Below are 19019 nucleotides of genomic sequence, written 5' to 3' on the forward strand. Positions count from 1 at the left end.
AATGACAGCGGAACCAAGCGAGGCGTCAGGCGCATCTATGGCGGGAGATCGAAGCTGCGCCGAGCGGTGTACATGAGCACGTTGGTGATGGTTCGGCACAACGATGATTTCAAAAACCGTTATGCCCGCCTGCGAGCAGCGGGCAAATGTTCGAAGGTCGCGTTGGTTGCGTGTATGCGTGTGTTGTTGATCAGGCTGAACGCCATGGTTCGGGATGGAAAACCATGGCAAGACTCGCCTGCCAGCCGTTAGTCGGGTGGGAGGCTTAAGACAGTTGGCTCCCTCCCTCAAGGCTCATCTGAGATCTCAGGTTCATGAAGCCAGCCGATCATCCTCCAGCGCCGACAACATGATCGCCAGCCCGCTCAACGTGACGCTGTTCGCATCGATGGTGACTTCGCTGTCGCCCACCCGAAAGCGCAACTCGTTGTGCTCGGACAGGTGGACGAGCCACTGATCATTGATATGAAACTGCTGCGAGCCATCGAGAAATTCGACCGGGTCGATGCGTGTGGTGATGACCCGCCGCCGTGGTTTGACCTCGGCGTCGTCAGTCCGCGGGTTGATATCGGGGTCGATCAGGCTGTCGATGATCAGCGGCCGGTCGGGATCGTCGTCGATGAAACTCACCAGCACTTCCATGCCACCCCACCATTGCGGCTGAACCTCGCTCAGGTGTGGGTCCAGCGCAATCCAGCAATCATTGAAGCGCGCGCCGTCACCCTGGTTGCCCCAGTCGAAACGCACTTGCAGGCGACCCTTGTCGTCCAGCTCGGCAATGTCGAACAGCCGCCCCGCCACGCAGGCGCGCTGCAGGCCCATGGGCTCCTGTGCCGGCAGCGCGTCCGGCTCCGTACCGACCATGCCGCCCGGCAGACAGCCGACATCGTCGGTGAACACCACCACATGCCGACGGCGGGAGTGAATGAAGTAATAGCGCATCCCCTCCTCCACACACAGACGCTGCAACAGTTGCAGATCGCTCTCGTGGTATTGCGCGCAATAGTCGCGCTTGCGGCTGGGTTCGCGGCGCTGCCAGCGGTAAAGGGAATCGTCGATGCCGTGTTCGAGCAGCAGGCGGGCGACGATCTGTTCGGCACTCATGTCCTGAAAGAACCGGCGGTTGTAGCGGTAGCCCATCATCCCCAGCCGCGGCCCGAAGATGATCAGGTAATGCACCGGCGTGCCCCCGGACAATGGCCGTGGCGACGGAATGGCGCGACTGCGCACGATGCTGTGGATATGTCCGTGCACGCCGGGGGCCGAACCGCCGCCATGCAGATAGCCGGTGCTGAACAACAAGTCGTGAGCATCCAGTTCCCCCTGGGTACTGACGACTTGCAGCTCGAAACTGTAGGGATGACTGACGGCTTCACTGCCCGTACACGAGAGCACCTCAAGGGTGCAGGCGGGCTGCTGGACATCCAGTCGTAGCTGCGTGGCGCGAGCGAAGCGGTGCATGTGCGAGGACCTCGACAGACGGTAGAGGTCGCAGATTCTGGCCGAGAAGCCGGAGCAAGTAGAGGGGGTAAAAGCAGAACAGGAAATGGCCTACGCTGCGGATCGTCGCCTGTGACGAAATATGTAGGAGCGCGGCTTGCCCCGCGACCTGCCGGGAACCGGCAGTGAAACCGAACGCATTGGCCGTGTCAGCCGAAACGCGTACACAGGTTTCACGACGAGTTCCTCGTCGGTCGCAGGACAAGCCAGCGCCTACATCGAGCGCGGCAAAACGCGTTACGACGACAGGTACGACGAGCGGGTCAGGCCCAGACGCAGTGCGTCCAGATACTGAGTGCGCTCGCGCGGGCTAATCTTCGCGCTGGCGACCTTGTCGCGGTAGTGGGTCATCAACTCCTCCGGCGACAGGTGCACGTAGCGCAGCATGTCTTCGATGGTGTCGTGGGTCTCGATACCGGCGTGGTACACGCTGCCATCGGCGCTCTGGTAGATGTTCACCGAGTCGGTGTCACCGAACAGGTTGTGCATGTCGCCGAGGATTTCCTGATAGGCACCGACCAGGAACACGCCCAGCAGGTAGTCCTCGCCCTCGTTCAGCGCATGAACCGGCAGACTGGTTTCAATGCTCTGCTCGTCGACGTACTGGTTGATCTTGCCGTCGGAGTCACAGGTCAGGTCCTGCAGCACGGCGCGACGCAGAGGCTCTTCGTCGAGGCGGTGCAGCGGGATGATTGGCAGCACCTGATCGATGGCCCAAGTGTCCGGCAGGCTCTGGAACACCGAGAAGTTGCAGATGTACTTGTCGGCCAGCTTGTCGTTGAGTTCGTCCAGCACCTGACGGTGGGAACGCTGACGCGCCTTCAGCGAGTTGTGCAGGCGGCGGCACACAGCGAAGTAGCACTGCTCGCCCAGCGCTTTCTGCGCCAGCGTCAGCTTGCCGTCCGAATACTGCGCGGCCAGATCACTCATGTAGTGGGTGGCACGCCAGTAGGTTTCGGTGACCATCTCGATGTCGGTCGGGCCGAGCAGGTCGATCAGCCACTGCAGGGTTTCAGGCAGATTTTCCTTGTCTTCGATCTCCGGCACTTCGTCGTTGTGGCGCTCCACGTCGGTGACCTGCACCACCAGCATCGCGTGGTGGGCGGTCAGCGAGCGGCCGCTTTCCGAGAAGATGTGCGGATGTGGCAGGCCTTGCGCGTCGCAGAACTCCTTGAGCATGCCGACCACGACACCGGCGTAGTCGTCCATGTCGTAGTTGATTGAGCTGGCGTTGCGCGAATGGGTGCCATCGTAGTCGACGCCCAGACCGCCACCGACGTCGATGTGATCAACCGGCAGGCCGAGGTTGCGCAGCTCGCCGTAATAGCGGATCGCTTCCTTGAAGCCGTGCTGGTAGTCGGCCAGGTTGGCGATCTGCGAGCCCATGTGGAAGTGCAGCAGGCGGATGCCCTGGTCCAGGCCAGCCTTGCGGAAACGCTCGACCACCGACAGCAGCTGCGCGGCGGACAGACCGAACTTGGACTTTTCACCACCGGTGTCGGCCCACTTGCTCGACGCCAGCGACGACAGACGCACGCGCAGGCCCACCTGCGGCGCGACCTTGAGCTCGGCAGCTTCTTCGATGACCAGTTCGACTTCGGATTCTTTCTCGATGACGATGAAGACGTTGTGGCCCAGTTTCTGGCCCATCAGCGCCAGACGGATGAACTCACGGTCCTTGTAACCGTTGCAGACGATGGTGCCGCCTTTCGGCGCCAGCGCCAGCACGGCCATCAGCTCGGGCTTGGAGCCGGCTTCCAGACCGATGGAGACGTTCTGCGTGGCGATGATGTTTTCCACCACCGCTTCCTGCTGGTTGACCTTGATCGGGTACAGCGCGGTGTATTTGCTCTGATATTCCAGGCGCGCGATGTTCTCGTCGAACGCGCCGGTCAGCTTGCGCACGCGGTCTTGCAGGATGTCGGGGAAGCGCACCAGCAACGGCAGCGACAGGCCGCTCTTGCGCAGCTCGGCGACCTGCTCGTAGAGGTCGATCGGCGAGCTGCCCGGACCGTTCGGACGAACCTCGACCCGGCCGGCTTCGTTAATGGCGAAGTAACCGGCTCCCCAGTGACGGATCCCGTAGACACTGCGGCTGTCCGCCACGGTCCATTGGCTGCCATCGTCTTTGCGTGTGCGTCGTACGGACATCGAAGTCCCCTGTATAAAAAGTCATAGAGCGCGGGCCTGACTGGCCGGGCGCAGTGTATAGAGTGCAAATGACGGTTTGGCGCCGGCCCGCAACGGGTCTATAGACCCGAACGGGGCAGCGGAGTTTGCCTGGATAGCCTTTGCCAGACCGACAGCGATACGTCAGGTGAAACGAAGGTGCGGCTCAGCCGCCTGACTTCTTCGCCTTGAAACCCTGTTTGACCAGTTCCGCCAGCAGCGTTTCGACGTGATCGCCCTGAATTTCGATGACGCCATCCTTGAGCGCACCGCCGGTTCCGCAACGACGTTTGAGCGTAGTCGCCAGTTCCTTGAGTGCGTCTTCAGGCAACGGCACGCCGGTGATGGTGGTCACGGTCTTGCCGCCACGGCCTTTGCTTTCGCGGCGCACACGGCAAATGCCATCGCCTTCGGGGATGACCGATTTCTTGCAGATGCAGGCATCGACGGGTTGACGACAGTCGGGGCAATGGCGCCCGCCGTCGGTTGAAAATACCAGGCCACCGAGGGCAGCGAAGGATGCGGCTTTTTTGGCCACCGGCAATCCTCTTTTTGAGGACCAAAGTCTGGTCAGCAGAACTGACCGCGAAGCCCCACTCAGGCAGGGGCAGCGCTACCGGATCGGGGTGACCGGTCCGGGTTGAAAAGGTCGCGCAGTTTAACGGCAAACTGCGCCGATGCTAAGTGCAAATTTGCGCCAATTTACGGGGCTTTTGCGACGTCGCCCAGATAGCGTTTCAATGCGTCCAGAGAGTCCGGGCAATAAGGCTTTTGCGTGGTTTCGCGAAGCACCTGATCGACCGGCATGAAACGCGCTTCCAGCACCTCTTCGGGCTGCAACTTCAGAGGCCCGTCCCAGACCGCCGAAAACACCGCACACCAGAGCCGGTTGCCCGGCTGGTCGAAGAAAAATCGCTCGTGGGCGCGGACTTCGACACCGCCCACGCCCAGCTCTTCTTCCAGTTCCCGTGCGGCCGATTCGGCATAGCTCTCGTCGGCCTGGACCATGCCACCCGCGGCGACATCCCAGTAACCGGGGTAGATCGCCTTGCTCAAGGTGCGACGATGCACGCACAACTCGCCGGCCGAGTTGAACAGCAGGATATAGGTGCCACGGCCGATCAGACCGCGCTCACGCAGCTCGGCGCGGGGCAGCGAGCCGAGCAACTGGTCATGATCGTCGACCCAGGCGATCTGCTCGGCGTCGGAGGCTGCGCGGTGCGCGGCTTCGTGTTCGGAGACGGCCACCGGTCAGCCCTGCGACAGCAGTTGACGCAGGTCGATGACCGCTGCGTTGGCCCGCGACAGGTAGTTGGCCATGACCAGCGAGTGGTTGGCGAAGATGCCGTACGGGCTGCCGTTGAGAATCAGCGGGCTCCACATCGGTTCCTGCGACGCTTCCAGCTCGCGGATGATCTGACGCACGCTGACCGTGGCGTTCTTCTTCGCCAGCACATCGGCAAAGTCGACCTCGATGGCGCGCAGCAGGTGCGACAGCGCCCAGGCCTGACCACGGGCTTCATAGAACACGTTGTCGATCTGCATCCACGGGGTTTCGACGATTTCCTCGTCGACCTGCGGCGCCTCGCCCGGTTTCATTGCCACGTCGGACTGGCTTTCGGTCTTCAGCGCACTGTTGAGCTTGACCCGGCCAACGCTGGCCGACAGACGCTGGGACAGCGAGCCCAGACGGGTGCCGACATCGCCCAGCCAGTTGTTGAGGTTGTCGGCGCGGGTGTAGAACAAAGCGCCCTTGAGGTTCGGATCGGACAGGCGCGCCTGATAACGGCTCAGCGCGGCGATGCCTTCGCGGTACTGTGACTCGCTGGACGGCAGGATCCAGCTGCGGTCATTAAAGTTGAACAGCGGCTCGGCGCGGGCCAGATCGCCATCTTCGGCGGACTGCGATTGCGAGCGGGCGAAGTCCTTGCGCAGGGCACGGCTCAGGTCACGCACCTGAACCAGCACGCCGTATTCCCAGCTCGGCATGTTGTCCATCCACAGGCCAGGCGGGAAACGGTCGTTGGAAATGTAGCCACCGGGCTTGTCGAGGAGGGTCCCGGCCACGGTCTTGAGGGTTTCGATGGTGGTGTAACCGACCACCATCTGCTTGCCTTCACGCTCGGCGGCCGCCTGGGCGTTCTGCTGGACCGGAAACAGGGGCGGCTCGCTGCTCCACCAGATGCCGAGCACCACGGTGACCACCAGGTAGATGCCGACCACCGCACCCAGGGCGCGGCTGAACAGCAACCCACTCCAGTACCCCCGGGCACGCGGAGCCTTGCCTACAGGCTTTTCGTCCACCCGCTCGGTCGTCCCCGCACCCGAGCGTTTTTTCCAATCCAGCATGGCCTTGTCCTTTCAATCGCGGAATTCGGTACGTCAGACCGCAACCTTACAGCAACGTGCGTTTCGCCGGAACGCAGCGGCGTGCCCAGATGCGTTATTCGCTGGCCTGGGTGCGCCATGGAGGCACGCCGTTTACAAGACACACCAGAAACCCTGTGGGAGCGAATTTATTCGCGAATGGCCTCTTCAGGCGACACGGATGTGCAGGCCGGACCACCGCCTCGCGAATGAATTCGCTCCCACAAAAGACCCCCATCAGACACCACATGCGATGACAGCCCGCCCCAAACGGCCTGCTCCATTGCATGATCAGCCAGACAGTAATCGAGCGCTGTATAGGGCAATACCTTACGCCCCGTTTTCCGTCAGCCCCTACCTTCACATGGCAGAAAAGGATGGATTTTTGACGCAAAAACGCTTGAAAAAATGACGACAAAATGACTTACGGCGAACTTATTGACGAAAATGAGTGCTAGCATAGCGCCAGCATTTGTATCAGGGTTTCCCTTATAAGTAGTCAGGACATGACCGAAGCAGACGATCCGAACCGCGACCGCCTCAAACACCACTTCGCCCAACGCGTCATTCACCAGGCCCGTCAGATCCTGGAGGTCTGGCAGCGTCTGCAGCAGAGCGAGTGGTCGGCCGCCGACCTGGAAGAGCTGAGCGACGCCAACCAGCGCCTGCTGCGTTTCGCCGAACGCTTCGAGCAAGCCGAACATGTCCAGCTGGCGCGCGGTATCAGCCAGGCGCTGCAAGAAGTGGAAGCCAACCGGGGCCGTCTGAGCAGCACGCTGATCACCGACCTCAACCGCCTGATGCAACGTCTCTCCCGTACCGGCCTGCGCCACGGCGACCGGTTGGAGCAGATCTCGCTGCCACCGTTGCGCAAGCCGATCTACATCATGTTGCAGGACCACGAACGCGCCGAGCGGCTGGCCAAGCAACTGGAATTCTTCGGACTCAGCGCGCAGTCGCTGGACAGCATCAACGCCTTCCACTCCTCGCTCGCCGAGCGGCTGCCGGCGGCAGTGGTGATGGATGTGGACTTCGGTGGCTGCGGCGAAGGCCTGAAGCTGGCGAGCAAGATGCAGGAAGGCCTGGAACAGAAGCTGCCCTTGCTGTTCTTCAGCCATCACGAAACCGACACCCCGACCCGGCTTGCCGCCGTGCGTGCTGGCGGTGAGGAGTTTCTGACCGGCACTCTGGAGGCTTCCAGCCTGCTGGAAAAGATCGAGATTCTCACCCGGGTCGCCCAGTACGAGCCTTATAAGGTGCTGGTCATCGACGACTCCCGCGCCCAGGCCACACACACCGAGCGCCTGCTCAACAGCGCCGGCATCGTCACCCGCACCTTGTTCGACCCGATCCAGACCATGGCGCAACTGGCGGAATTCCAGCCGGACCTGATCATCCTCGACATGTACATGCCCGGCTGCACCGGCACCGAGCTGGCCAAGGTGATTCGCCACAACGACCGCTATGTCAGCGTGCCAATCATTTACCTGTCTGCTGAAGACGATCTGGACAAGCAGCTGGACGCGATGAGCGAAGGCGGCGACGACTTCCTGACCAAGCCGATCAAGCCGCGTCATCTGATCACCACTGTGCGCAACCGCGCGGCGCGGGCACGCAACCTCAAGGCGCGGATGGTGCGCGACAGCCTCACCGGCCTGTACAACCACACCCATATCCTGCAATTGCTGGAAGACTGCAGCTTCCGCGCCCGACGCGAGAACAAGCCGCTGAGCTTCGCGATGCTCGACATCGACCATTTCAAGAAGGTCAACGACAGCCATGGCCATCCCATGGGCGACCGCGTGATCAAGAGTCTGGCGCTGTTTCTCAAGCAACGCCTGCGCAAGACCGACTACATCGGCCGCTACGGCGGCGAAGAGTTTGCCGTAGTGATGCCCGACACCGACTTGCAGGCTGCTCATCGCGTGCTCGACGAGATCCGCCGGCGCTTCGCCGAGATTCATTACCCGGCGCAACCGGCGGACCTGTTCTGCACCTTCAGCGCCGGGGTGGTGGAACTGGGCGACAACGACGACGCCCTGACGCTGGCCTCCCACGCAGACGAAGCGCTGTACCGGGCGAAGAAGGCCGGACGTAATCAGGTGCATGGAGTACGCGAAGTCGAACTTTTGTAGGAGTGAGCTCGCTCGCGATAACGGTAGGCCAGACAAATATTTGCCGCTGACATATCGCAATCGCGAGCAAGCTCACTCCTACAATTTTGTCTTCCTGCGGCCTGCCTCTGGCCGAAGGCCGTGGGAGGGAGCCCTGCTCGCGAAGGCGTCCGGTCAGTCGACACAGCATTGCCCGCACTGCCCCATTCGCGAGCAGGGCTCCCTCCCACGGTCTTGTGTTGCTCTCCAGATATCGGCATACCGCCAGACCGGTCTTGTGTTGCTCTCCAGCGATCGACACACCGCCGATTCCGGACTGTTCATAGAGCCCATCCCCGATCACAGCTATCATGCGCGGACCCTTGTACTGCGAGACCGCCATGCGCCGCCTGCTTTGTCTGATCCTGCTGACCCTTGCCCTGCCCGCCTTTGCCGCCAGCCTGCTGGACAGCCGGCCGAGCTCGACGCTGGGTGGTGCGGTGGTCGACAACAGCAAGGACTTCCTGCCGGTGCGCCAGGCGTTTCAGCTCAACCTGATCGACAGCAATGCCGAGGCGATCAAGCTGCAGTTCGTCGCCACCGAAGGCTATTACCTGTATCGCCACCGCTTCCAGTTCCGTACCGAACCGGCCGACATCGGCCTGGGCGCGGCACAGTTGCCGGACGGTGAAAAGAAACACGACGAGTACTTCGGTGATGTCGAGGTGTACCACGGCATTCTCGACATCAACCTGCCGCGCAAGGCCGGCGACAGCCGCCCCTTCACGCTGGTGGTGACGTATCAGGGCTGCGCCGACAAGGGCCTGTGCTATCCGCCGGAAACCGAACGCTTGAGCATCGGCGGCACGGGCACGCCAACCACCTCGATGAGCGCCACCGGCAACGCAGCCCCGGCGCCGTTCAGCTGGAAACAATTGGCATTGTTTTTCCTCGCTGGCATCGGCCTGACCTTCACGCCTTGCGTGCTGCCCATGCTGCCGATCCTGTCCGGCGTGGTGTTGCGCGGTCAGGTCGGCGGCCTGCGCGGCTTTTCCCTGTCGCTGGCGTACGTGCTGCCGATGGCGATCTGCTTTGCCATTCTAGGCGCACTGATGGGCCTGTTCGGCGCCAGCCTCAATCTGCAGGCGCGGCTGCAATCGGCGTGGGTGCTGGTGCCGTTCGCGCTGTTCTTCGTGGTGTTCGCCATCGCCATGTTCGGCGTGTTCGAGCTGCGCCTGCCGCGCGCCCTGAATGACCGTCTCGACCGCATCGCCGGCAATACCCAGGGCGGTTCGCTGTGGGGCGCGGCGGTGCTGGGCGTGGTGTCGAGCCTGCTGGTGTCGCCGTGCGTGTCGGCACCGCTGGCTGGTGCGCTGCTTTATATAAGCGCCAGCGGCGATGCGCTGGGGGGCGCCTTGAAACTGTTTGCGCTGGGTCTGGGCATGGGCGCCCCGCTGGTGCTGGTGGCGACCGGCGGCGCGGCCTGGTTGCCGAAAAGCGGGGCGTGGCTGGTCACCGTGAAAAACGCCATCGGCGTCTTGCTGCTGGCCCTGGCGATCGGTCTGCTGAGTCGGGTAATTCCGGGCCAGGCCACTCTGCTGCTGATCGGCCTGCTGTGGGCCGGCGTTGCACTGTTTCTCGGTGCGCTGGAGTTCACCCCGAAAACCAGTCGCGGACGCCTCGCGCAACTGCTCGGTCTGTTTCTCATGGTCTACGCTCTTGCCTGCTGGTACGGCGCACTGAGCGGACAGACCGATCCGTTGCGGCCTCTGGGGAGACCGCAAAGCGCGCAAATCGCCAACGATGGCGCACGACCGACAACGGAGCAGTGGCAGACGGTGACCCGGGCAAGCGAACTGGACAACATCCTCGAAACCTCGAAAAACACCGCACAACCGGTGCTGGTCGACTGGTATGCGGACTGGTGCATCAGCTGCAAGGTGATCGAGCACGAAGTACTGCCCGATCCGAAAATTGTCAGTCAGCTCAAGGGCTTCCGACTGATTCGCTTCGACATGACCGACAGCAGCCCCGAGCAGCGTGCTCTGCTCGATCGTTACAAATTGTTCGGCCCGCCCGCGCTGCTGTTTTTCGGAAAAGACGGCAACGAGCTGGAAAATGCCCGTGTCGTCGGCGAAATCGACGTTCAGGGCTTCTCCGAGCACATTTCTAGAGCAAATGACCAAATTTAACCTATTAGTCACAAACTTTGCGCGAACATCGGACATCGTGCTGAACATTGTCGATATCTGGGTCGGTAACTGGACAGTCCATTGCGCTTTCCGGCATAGTCGCTGCGCATCAACGGCTCGCACCTGATTGCGGGCGTCGACAACGCAAACAACAAGGAACACACGATGGCGACTTTTCTGGTTCTGCACGGACCTAACCTGAACCTGCTGGGCACCCGCGAACCGGGGATCTACGGTGCGGTCACGTTGGCCGACATCAACCAGGATCTGGAAAAGCGTGCGCGCGAAGCCGGTCACCATCTGATGTACCTGCAGAGCAATGCCGAGTACGAATTGATCGACCGCATCCATGCCGCCCGCGACGAAGGCGTGGACTTCATCCTGATCAACCCGGCTGCTTTTACTCACACAAGTGTTGCAATACGTGACGCGCTGCTGGGAGTGAGCATCCCATTCATCGAAGTGCACCTGTCGAACGTGCACAAACGCGAACCTTTCCGCCATCACTCCTACTTTTCCGATGTTGCTGTAGGAGTGATCTGCGGCCTTGGCGCCAGCGGTTACCGACTGGCCCTGGAGGCTGCCCTGGAACAACTGGCCACCCGTTCGAAGGCGTGACCGGCACAGTCCCGGACTGAACCGCACAGCCCGAACCGGCTACCGAATACCCCTGACCGACCCTTGGGAGTTGATGATTAATGGATATCCGTAAAGTCAAGAAACTGATCGAACTGCTGGAAGAGTCCGGCATCGACGAACTGGAGATCAAGGAAGGCGAGGAGTCCGTACGAATCAGCCGCCACAGCAAGACTCCAGCGCAGCAGTACTACGCGCCAGCTCCGGTTGCCGCTCCGGCTGCACCTGTTGCCGCGCCTGCCGCTGCACCGGCTGCCGCCGGCGCAGAAGCCCCGGCCGCACCGAAACTGAACGGCACCATTGCCCGTTCGCCAATGGTCGGTACTTTCTACCGCAAAGCCTCGCCAACCTCGCCGGCTTTCGTCGAAGTGGGCCAGACCGTGAAGAAAGGCGACACCCTGTGCATCGTCGAAGCGATGAAAATGATGAACCACATCGAAGCCGAAGCAAGCGGCGTGATCGAGTCCATCCTCGTCGAAGACGGCCAGCCGGTTGAGTACGACCAGCCGCTGTTCACCATCGTTTGAACCGCGGAGAGCCGACGATGTTGAAACCTGCGAAGTTGGAAAAAGTGCTGATCGCCAACCGCGGTGAAATTGCTCTGCGGATTCTGCGTGCCTGCAAGGAACAAGGCATCAAAACCGTCGCCGTTTACTCCAAGGCCGACAACGAACTGATGCACCTGGGTCTGGCCGACGAATCCGTCTGCATCGGCCCGGCATCGGCTGCCCAGTCCTACCTGCACATCCCGGCGATCATTGCCGCCGCCGAAGTCACCGGCGCCACGGCGATTCACCCCGGCTACGGCTTCCTGGCCGAAAACGCCGACTTCGCCGAGCAGGTCGAGAAATCCGGTTTCGCCTTCATCGGCCCGAACGCTGACACCATCCGCCTGATGGGCGACAAGGTGTCGGCCAAGGACGCGATGATCAAGGCCGGCGTACCGACCGTTCCCGGTTCCGACGGCCCGCTGCCGGAAGACGAAGAAGAAGCGCTGCGTATCGGCCGCCAGGTCGGTTACCCGGTGATCATCAAGGCCGCCGGTGGCGGTGGTGGTCGCGGCATGCGCGTGGTGCACAAGGAAGAGGATCTGATCGCCTCGGCCAAACTGACCCGTTCGGAAGCCGGCGCAGCCTTCGGCAACCCGATGGTCTATCTGGAAAAGTTCCTGACCAACCCGCGTCACGTGGAAGTTCAGGTGCTGTCCGACGGCCAGGGCAACGCGATTCACCTGGGCGACCGTGACTGCTCGCTGCAACGCCGTCACCAGAAGGTGCTGGAAGAAGCGCCGGCACCGGGCATCGACGAGAAGGCCCGCGCGGAAGTGCTGGCTCGCTGCGTCAAGGCGTGCGTCGACATCGGTTACCGCGGTGCCGGTACGTTCGAATTCCTGTACGAAAACGGCGCGTTCTATTTCATCGAAATGAACACCCGCGTACAGGTCGAACACCCGGTATCGGAAATGGTCACCGGCATCGACATCGTCAAGGAGATGCTCAGCATCGCCGCTGGCAACAAGCTGTCGTACACCCAGGATGACGTGCAGATTCACGGCCACGCACTGGAGTGCCGGATCAACGCTGAAGATCCGCGCACCTTCATGCCGAGCCCGGGCAAGGTCAAGCATTTCCACGCCCCAGGCGGCAACGGCGTTCGCGTCGATTCGCACCTGTACAGTGGCTATGCCGTACCGCCGAACTACGACTCGCTGATCGGCAAGCTGATCACCTGGGGCAAGGACCGCGACGAGGCCATGGCCCGCATGCGTAACGCCCTGGACGAAATCGTGGTCGACGGGATCAAGACCAACATCCCGCTGCACCGTGATCTGACCCGCGATGAAGGCTTCTGCAAAGGCGGCGTCAACATCCACTATCTGGAACACAAACTGGCCGGTGACAAACACTGATTCACCAGTAAGTGCTGCAGACCAACAGAGCCGCTTTCGAGCGGCTTTGTTGTTTCTGTCGTAGCGGTCGGTGGCGCCTTCGGAATCGCTGACGCCGGCAAGCCGGACTGCTACGGGGTCGGTAGCGCCTCAGAGTCGATCAAACACCATAAATCTTGTAGGAGTGAGCTTGCTCGCGATAGCGTCTTTCCGGACACAACGATGTCGACTTATAGCCCGCCATCGCGAGCAAGCTCACTCCTACCGATACATGCGCAAGGCAGCACTTTGTCGTTTCCCCCCGAACCCCGTAAACTTGCCGGTCTTTCGCGGTGTCATACCGCCTGTCCTCTTTACATTCGAAGGTAATCGCCATGCCCTGGCTGCAAGTCCGTCTCGCCATCAGCCCAGAACAAGCCGAAACCTACGAAGACGCGCTTCTGGAAGTCGGCGCCGTGTCCGTGACCTTCATGGACGCTGAAGACCAGCCGATCTTCGAGCCGGAACTGAACACCACCCCACTGTGGACGCACACCCACCTGCTGGCACTGTTTGAAGCCGACACCGATGCCGATCTGGCCCTTGCGCACCTGAAGTTGCTGACCGGCACCGAGCTGCCGGAGCACACCCATGAAGTGATCGAAGACCAGGATTGGGAACGCAGCTGGATGGACAACTTCCAGCCGATGCGTTTCGGCCAGCGGCTGTGGATCGTGCCGAGCTGGCACGCGGCGCCAGAGCCGGGTGCGGTCAACCTGCTGCTGGATCCGGGTCTGGCCTTTGGCACCGGCACCCACCCGACCACCGCACTGTGCCTGGAATGGCTGGACGGTCAGGACCTGAACGATTGCGACGTACTCGACTTCGGCTGCGGCTCGGGCATCCTGGCGATTGCCGCCCTGCTGCTCGGCGCACGCCGCGCCGTGGGCACCGACATCGACGTACAGGCGCTGGAAGCCTCCCGTGACAACGCCGGGCGCAACCATGTCGCCGAAGAAAAATTCCCGCTCTACCTGCCGGAAGACCTGCCAAAAGAGCCAGCCGACGTATTGGTGGCTAATATTCTTGCAGGCCCGCTGGTTTCTCTGGCACCTCAGCTGGCGAGCCTGGTCAAACCCGGTGGCCGCCTGGCGTTGTCCGGCATTCTTGCCGAGCAAGGCGACGAAGTGGCTGCAGCCTATGCCGACACCTTCGATCTGGACCCGATCGCCAATCGCGATGGCTGGGTGCGGATCACCGGTCGTCGCCGCTGATCACCCCTTCTCATCACCTTTACACTCTGGCGCCCGCTCACCCTGGATACCCGCATGACCGACAGCTTCGTCACTCAGTGCCCTCACTGCCAGACCAGTTTCCGCGTCAGCCACGCTCAATTGAGCGTGGCCCGAGGCATGGTTCGCTGCGGCTCGTGCCTGCAGGTGTTCAATGCCGCGAAACAGCTGTTGGAACAAAGCGCCAAAGCCAGGGCCGAAGCCGCCGAGGCCGAGACACCCGTCGAAACTGTAGCGGCGCCCGTTGCACCACCCGCCGTCGCACCGGTCCCCCTTGCGACTCCACCTGCTCCACTTGTCGTCGAGCCACTTGCACCCGCACCCAAGCCTGCGGCGCACCCGGTGGACCTCGACAGCCTCGATCTGGACGACCTGGACGTCGAACTGGCGCGTCTGGAACAGCGGGAAATCCAGCTGCCGCAGTCCTTCGGCCGTGCCGCGCCGGTTCGCCATGACCCGCGCGAAGAAGACGCCGTCGAGTCTTTCAGCGCCCGCCGCGACGAGCCGGATGTCGACCATGAACGCTGGGACAACGAACTGACCCACGACGATATCGAACAGCTGCCGGAGCTGCGCGCCGAGGTCGTCGAAACACACGACGACCAGCCGACTCTGAGCGCGCCGCTTGAGCCCGAAGAAGCCGATGTCGACGACGATCACCGCACCGAACCCTCGCTGTCGCTGACCGATCACGATCTCGACGACGAGCCCGTGCAGCGTCTGCAAGCTGATGCAGAGCCGGACGAACCGGCTTCCGAGCGCTTTTCGGCGCTGGATGGCGATGACGAACATGCTCGCCATCACCAGGATGATGACGACGAGGACGAACGCCCTGTCGCCAACCATGGCAAGCGCGAACGCAGCGAGCCGGGTCTGCGCGATCCGGCGCTGCTCGATTTGACGGACGACCCGCTGCAACTGTCCTGGCAGAAGCCCAAGCCACGCTGGGGCCGTCGCCTGCTCTGGCTGTTGCTGGCGCTGATCGCCCTGTGTGCGCTGGCCGGACAATACATCTGGTATCACTTCGACGAACTGGCGCGCCAGGACCAGTACCGTCCATGGTTTCAGCAACTGTGCCCGCAAGTCGGCTGCACGGTGCCGTCCAAGGTCGATATCAAGCTGCTCAAGAGCAGCAATCTGGTGGTGCGCAGCCATCCCGAGTTTCAGGGTGCGCTGGTGGTGGACGCGATCATCTACAACCGCGCGTCCTTCTCCCAGCCGTTTCCGCTGCTCGAACTGCGCTTCGCCGATACCAACGGTCAGCTCATTGCCAGTCGTCGGTTCAAGCCGGGCGAATACCTGAGCGGCGAACTCGCCGGGAAGGCCGAAATGCCGCCTCAGACGCCGATTCACATCGCCCTGGACATCCTCGATCCGGGTCCGAAGGCGGTGAATTACAGTTTGAGTTTTCGCTCGCCGGAGTAGACTCGACCTGCGCCTGAAGGGAATAGCGGGCCAGAGAGACTGCACTGAAATGCGGCAGCGGACTGTCCGAAAGACGACGACAGTTTTATGACAATGCGGGCTGGTACCTAACCGTTCGCGATAAGAATGCAGCTGTTCAGATTTTATCCAATTCGGCCTTTATCCGGTCATCGAGAGCGGGTATCATGCCCACCCTTTTTCATACTCTGGGTCCCGTCCGGATTGGCGTTGAAGCACTTTTCGGACCGGAGCTCGTGATCCGGCCCCACAACAGGTCACCCTATGTCGGCGGTACGCATCGGCCCCTATACATTGCAAAACGGCTTGATCCTCGCCCCCATGGCGGGCGTCACCGACCAACCCTTCCGGCAACTGTGCCGCCGACTCGGCGCCGGTCTGGTGGTTTCGGAGATGGTCACCAGTGACATGAGCCTGTGGAACAGCCGCAAATCGCGGTTGCGCATGATCCACGAAGGCGATCCCGAGCCACGCTCGGTACAGATCGCCGGTGGCGACCCGCAGATGCTTGCGGACGCTGCGCGCGCCAACGTCGAGTTGGGCGCGCAGATCATCGACATCAACATGGGCTGCCCGGCCAAGAAGGTCTGTAACAAGGCCGCAGGCTCGGCACTGTTGAAAGACGAGCAGTTGGTGACCGAAATCCTGCACGCGGTGGTCGCGGCAGTCGAGGTACCGGTCACGCTGAAGATTCGTACCGGCTGGGACCGGGCGAACAAGAATGGTCTGACGGTCGCCCGGATCGCCGAACAAGCCGGCATCCAGGCAGTGGCGGTACATGGACGGACCCGCGCAGACCTTTACACCGGCGAAGCCGAGTACGACACCATCGCCGCCATCAAGCAGGCGGTGTCGATTCCGGTTTTCGCCAATGGCGACATCGATTCACCCGAGAAAGCCCGGCACGTGCTGCACGCGACCGGTGCCGACGGATTGCTGATTGGCCGGGCCGCCCAGGGGCGTCCATGGATTTTTCGCGAGATAGAGCATTACCTGCGCACCGGGGAGACATTGCCCGCGCTGCCGCTGGCCGATGTGGAACGCATTCTGCTAGAGCATCTGGCTGCGCTTCACGGGTTCTATGGCGACGTGATGGGCGTGCGGATTGCCCGTAAACACGTCGGCTGGTATCTCGCAACCTTGCCGGGCGCCAGGGAGTTTCGCGCCCTTTTCAATCGTTTGGAAGATACGGAAGCACAGTGCGCCAACGTCAGGGAGTTCTTCTCCCGACGCGAAAAAAGCCCGCAAGCAGGGAACGAACAAGAGGTGGCCGCATGACGATGATGACAGAGACTTTAGTGAGTGGAACAACACCCGTGAGCGACAACGTCAATTTGAAACAGCACCTCAATACGCCGAGCGAAGAGGGCCAGACCCTGCGCGGGAGTGTCGAAAAGGCGCTGCACAATTATTTCGCCCATCTGGAAGGTGCTGCCGTCACTGATGTCTACAACCTGGTGCTCTCGGAAGTCGAGGCGCCACTGCTCGAATGCGTGATGAATTACGTCAAGGGCAACCAGACCAAGGCCTCCGAGCTGCTGGGCCTGAACCGCGGCACGTTGCGCAAGAAGCTCAAGCAGTACGACCTGCTGTAAGCCGCCAAAACACTAAAAGCGACCTCACTCCCCTGCGGTCGTTTTTTTTGCGAATCCTTTTGCTTTGATGGAAGTTGAGATGACCGACCAGACTACCCGCCTGCCGATCCGCCGCGCCTTGATCAGCGTTTCCGACAAGACCGGGATCCTTGAATTCGCCCGTGAACTCGAAGCCCTGGGCGTCGAGATCCTCTCCACCGGCGGCACGTTCAAGCTGCTCAAGGACAACGGCGTCGCAGCGGTAGAAGTCGCGGACTACACCGGTTTCGCGGAAATGATGGACGGCCGGGTCAAGACCCTGCACCCGAAAATCCACGGCGGCATTCTGGGCCGTCGCGGCACCGACGACGCCATCATGAGCGAGCACGGCATCAAGCCGATCGATCTGGTAGCGGTCAACCTGTACCCGTTCGAAGCCACCGTTTCCAAGCCGGGCTGCGACCTGCCGACCGCTATCGAAAACATCGACATCGGCGGCCCGACCATGGTCCGTTCGGCAGCGAAAAACCACAAAGACGTGGCCATCGTGGTCAACGCCAGCGATTACGCCCAGGTGCTGGAAAGCCTCAAGGCCGGCGGCCTGACCTACGCTCAGCGTTTCGACCTGATGCTCAAGGCGTTCGAGCACACTGCCGCCTACGACGGCATGATCGCCAACTACCTGGGCAGCGTCGACCAGAGCGCTGAAACCCTGTCCACCGAAGGCCGCAGCGAATTCCCGCGCACCTTCAACACCCAGTTCATCAAGGCCCAGGAAATGCGCTACGGCGAGAACCCGCACCAGAGCGCGGCGTTCTACGTGGAAGCGAAACCGGCCGAAGTCGGCATCGCCACCGCTACCCAGCTGCAGGGCAAGGAACTGTCCTACAACAACGTGGCCGACACCGACGCCGCACTGGAGTGCGTGAAGAGCTTCGTCAAGCCGGCCTGCGTCATCGTCAAGCACGCCAACCCGTGCGGCGTGGCGGTCAGCCCTGAAGGCGGCATTCGTCAGGCTTACGAACTGGCCTACGCCACCGACAGCGAATCGGCGTTCGGCGGCATCATCGCCTTCAACCGTGAACTGGATGCCGAGACGGCCAAAGCCATCGTCGAGCGTCAGTTCGTCGAAGTGATCATTGCCCCGAGCGTCAGCGCCGAAGCCCAGGCCATCGTCGCCAGCAAAGCCAACGTGCGTCTGCTGACCAGCGGCCAATGGGCCGCAGAGCGTGTACCGGCGTGGGACTACAAACGCGTCAACGGCGGTCTGCTGGTGCAGAGCCGCGACAACGGCATGATCAGCGCCGATGACCTGAAAGTCGTGACCCAGCGCGCCCCGACCGAGCAGGAAATCCACGACCTGATCTTCGCCTGGAAAGTCGCCAAGTACGTCAAGTCCAACGCCATTGTCTACGCCAAGAACCGTCAGACCATCGGTGTCGGCGCGGGTCAGATGAGCCGTGTGAACTCTGCACGCATCGCCGCCATCAAAGCCGAACACGCCGGCCTGCAAGTGCAGGGCGCGGTCATGGCTTCCGATGCGTTCTTCCCGTTCCGCGACGGTATCGACAACGCAGCCAAGGTCGGCATCACTGCGGTGATCCAGCCAGGCGGCTCGATGCGTGACGCCGAAGTCATCGCGGCGGCCGACGAAGCCGGTATCGCGATGGTGTTCACCGGCATGCGCCATTTCCGTCACTGATACGACAGCGGGCGCGTGGATTCACGCGCCCGCTTGATTCAACGAAATCCCCTGTAGGCGTGAGCTTGCTCGCGATTGGAGGTACAGCCGACGCCTATTCGTCGGCAGGCAAACCGAATCGCGAGCAAGCTCACTCCTACAAAGCTTGCACACTGCGAGCTTTGCGCGGCTTGCTCTGCGCACT

At 61.8% G+C, this 19019-nt stretch carries 16 protein-coding genes; 11 read left to right on the plus strand and 5 right to left on the minus strand.

Going from position 1 to position 19019, the window contains the following annotated elements; all coding sequences use genetic code 11:
* On the plus strand, positions 1 to 252 hold a 252-nt coding region (locus ACIPL0_RS00005; protein WP_400595153.1), incomplete at its 5' end, for a transposase.
* 60 nt (positions 253 to 312) lie between these two features.
* Here the strand turns inward: ACIPL0_RS00005 and ACIPL0_RS00010 are convergent.
* From ACIPL0_RS00010 to ACIPL0_RS00030, 5 genes are all read right to left on the minus strand, one after another.
* Positions 313 to 1461, minus strand: coding sequence for a contractile injection system protein, VgrG/Pvc8 family (locus ACIPL0_RS00010; protein WP_400595151.1), 1149 nt, complete (start codon positions 1459 to 1461; stop codon positions 313 to 315).
* A gap of 276 nt (positions 1462 to 1737) precedes the next feature.
* Complete coding sequence (gene speA, locus ACIPL0_RS00015) at positions 1738 to 3651, minus strand: arginine decarboxylase (protein WP_400595149.1); 1914 nt, start codon at positions 3649 to 3651, stop codon at positions 1738 to 1740.
* A gap of 184 nt (positions 3652 to 3835) precedes the next feature.
* Positions 3836 to 4207 carry a translation initiation factor Sui1 gene (locus ACIPL0_RS00020; protein WP_400595147.1) on the minus strand — a complete coding sequence of 124 codons (372 nt, stop codon included), beginning with the start codon at positions 4205 to 4207 and terminating at the stop codon, positions 3836 to 3838.
* 164 nt (positions 4208 to 4371) lie between these two features.
* Positions 4372 to 4917 carry an NUDIX hydrolase gene (locus tag ACIPL0_RS00025; protein WP_400595145.1) on the minus strand — a complete coding sequence of 182 codons (546 nt, stop codon included), beginning with the start codon at positions 4915 to 4917 and terminating at the stop codon, positions 4372 to 4374.
* Positions 4918 to 4920: 3 nt separating this feature from the next.
* The gene (locus ACIPL0_RS00030; RefSeq protein ID WP_400595143.1) at positions 4921 to 6018 is read right to left on the minus strand and encodes a DUF2333 family protein; all 1098 of its coding nucleotides are present in this window, start codon (positions 6016 to 6018) and stop codon (positions 4921 to 4923) included.
* Positions 6019 to 6542: 524 nt separating this feature from the next.
* Here ACIPL0_RS00030 and ACIPL0_RS00035 point away from each other — a divergent pair.
* The 10 genes from ACIPL0_RS00035 (at position 6543) to purH (ending at position 18835) form a co-directional block, all read left to right on the plus strand.
* Positions 6543 to 8171, plus strand: coding sequence for a diguanylate cyclase (locus ACIPL0_RS00035; protein WP_400595141.1), 1629 nt, complete (start codon positions 6543 to 6545; stop codon positions 8169 to 8171).
* A gap of 359 nt (positions 8172 to 8530) precedes the next feature.
* Positions 8531 to 10321: a protein-disulfide reductase DsbD gene (locus ACIPL0_RS00040; RefSeq protein WP_400595139.1), complete on the plus strand. Its 1791-nt coding sequence runs from the start codon at positions 8531 to 8533 to the stop codon at positions 10319 to 10321.
* Between the two features lie 165 nt (positions 10322 to 10486).
* Positions 10487 to 10939 (plus strand): type II 3-dehydroquinate dehydratase, encoded by a 453-nt coding sequence (gene aroQ, locus ACIPL0_RS00045; RefSeq protein ID WP_274134136.1) that lies wholly within the window; start codon positions 10487 to 10489, stop codon positions 10937 to 10939.
* 80 nt (positions 10940 to 11019) lie between these two features.
* On the plus strand, positions 11020 to 11484 hold the full coding sequence (accB, locus tag ACIPL0_RS00050) for an acetyl-CoA carboxylase biotin carboxyl carrier protein (protein ID WP_400595137.1): 465 nt from the start codon (positions 11020 to 11022) through the stop codon (positions 11482 to 11484).
* A gap of 17 nt (positions 11485 to 11501) precedes the next feature.
* On the plus strand, positions 11502 to 12866 hold the full coding sequence (gene accC / locus ACIPL0_RS00055; protein WP_400595135.1) for an acetyl-CoA carboxylase biotin carboxylase subunit: 1365 nt from the start codon (positions 11502 to 11504) through the stop codon (positions 12864 to 12866).
* A 353-nt stretch (positions 12867 to 13219) separates the two neighbouring features.
* Positions 13220 to 14098, plus strand: a complete 879-nt coding sequence (gene prmA, locus ACIPL0_RS00060; protein WP_400595133.1) for a 50S ribosomal protein L11 methyltransferase — start codon at positions 13220 to 13222, stop codon at positions 14096 to 14098.
* Positions 14099 to 14152: 54 nt separating this feature from the next.
* Positions 14153 to 15541 carry a DUF3426 domain-containing protein gene (locus tag ACIPL0_RS00065; protein WP_400595131.1) on the plus strand — a complete coding sequence of 463 codons (1389 nt, stop codon included), beginning with the start codon at positions 14153 to 14155 and terminating at the stop codon, positions 15539 to 15541.
* 282 nt (positions 15542 to 15823) lie between these two features.
* A complete protein-coding gene (dusB, locus tag ACIPL0_RS00070; protein ID WP_400595129.1) occupies positions 15824 to 16837 on the plus strand; it encodes a tRNA dihydrouridine synthase DusB in 1014 nt (337 codons plus the stop codon).
* Positions 16834 to 17154, plus strand: a complete 321-nt coding sequence (fis, locus tag ACIPL0_RS00075; RefSeq protein ID WP_007907419.1) for a DNA-binding transcriptional regulator Fis — start codon at positions 16834 to 16836, stop codon at positions 17152 to 17154. The genes dusB and fis overlap by 4 nt, the downstream gene beginning before the upstream one ends.
* A gap of 79 nt (positions 17155 to 17233) precedes the next feature.
* Positions 17234 to 18835, plus strand: a complete 1602-nt coding sequence (gene purH, locus ACIPL0_RS00080; protein WP_400595127.1) for a bifunctional phosphoribosylaminoimidazolecarboxamide formyltransferase/IMP cyclohydrolase — start codon at positions 17234 to 17236, stop codon at positions 18833 to 18835.
* Positions 18836 to 19019 lie beyond the last annotated feature (184 nt).

This window comes from Pseudomonas sp. NPDC090208 (assembly GCF_044746785.1).
GTDB lineage: Bacteria > Pseudomonadota > Gammaproteobacteria > Pseudomonadales > Pseudomonadaceae > Aquipseudomonas.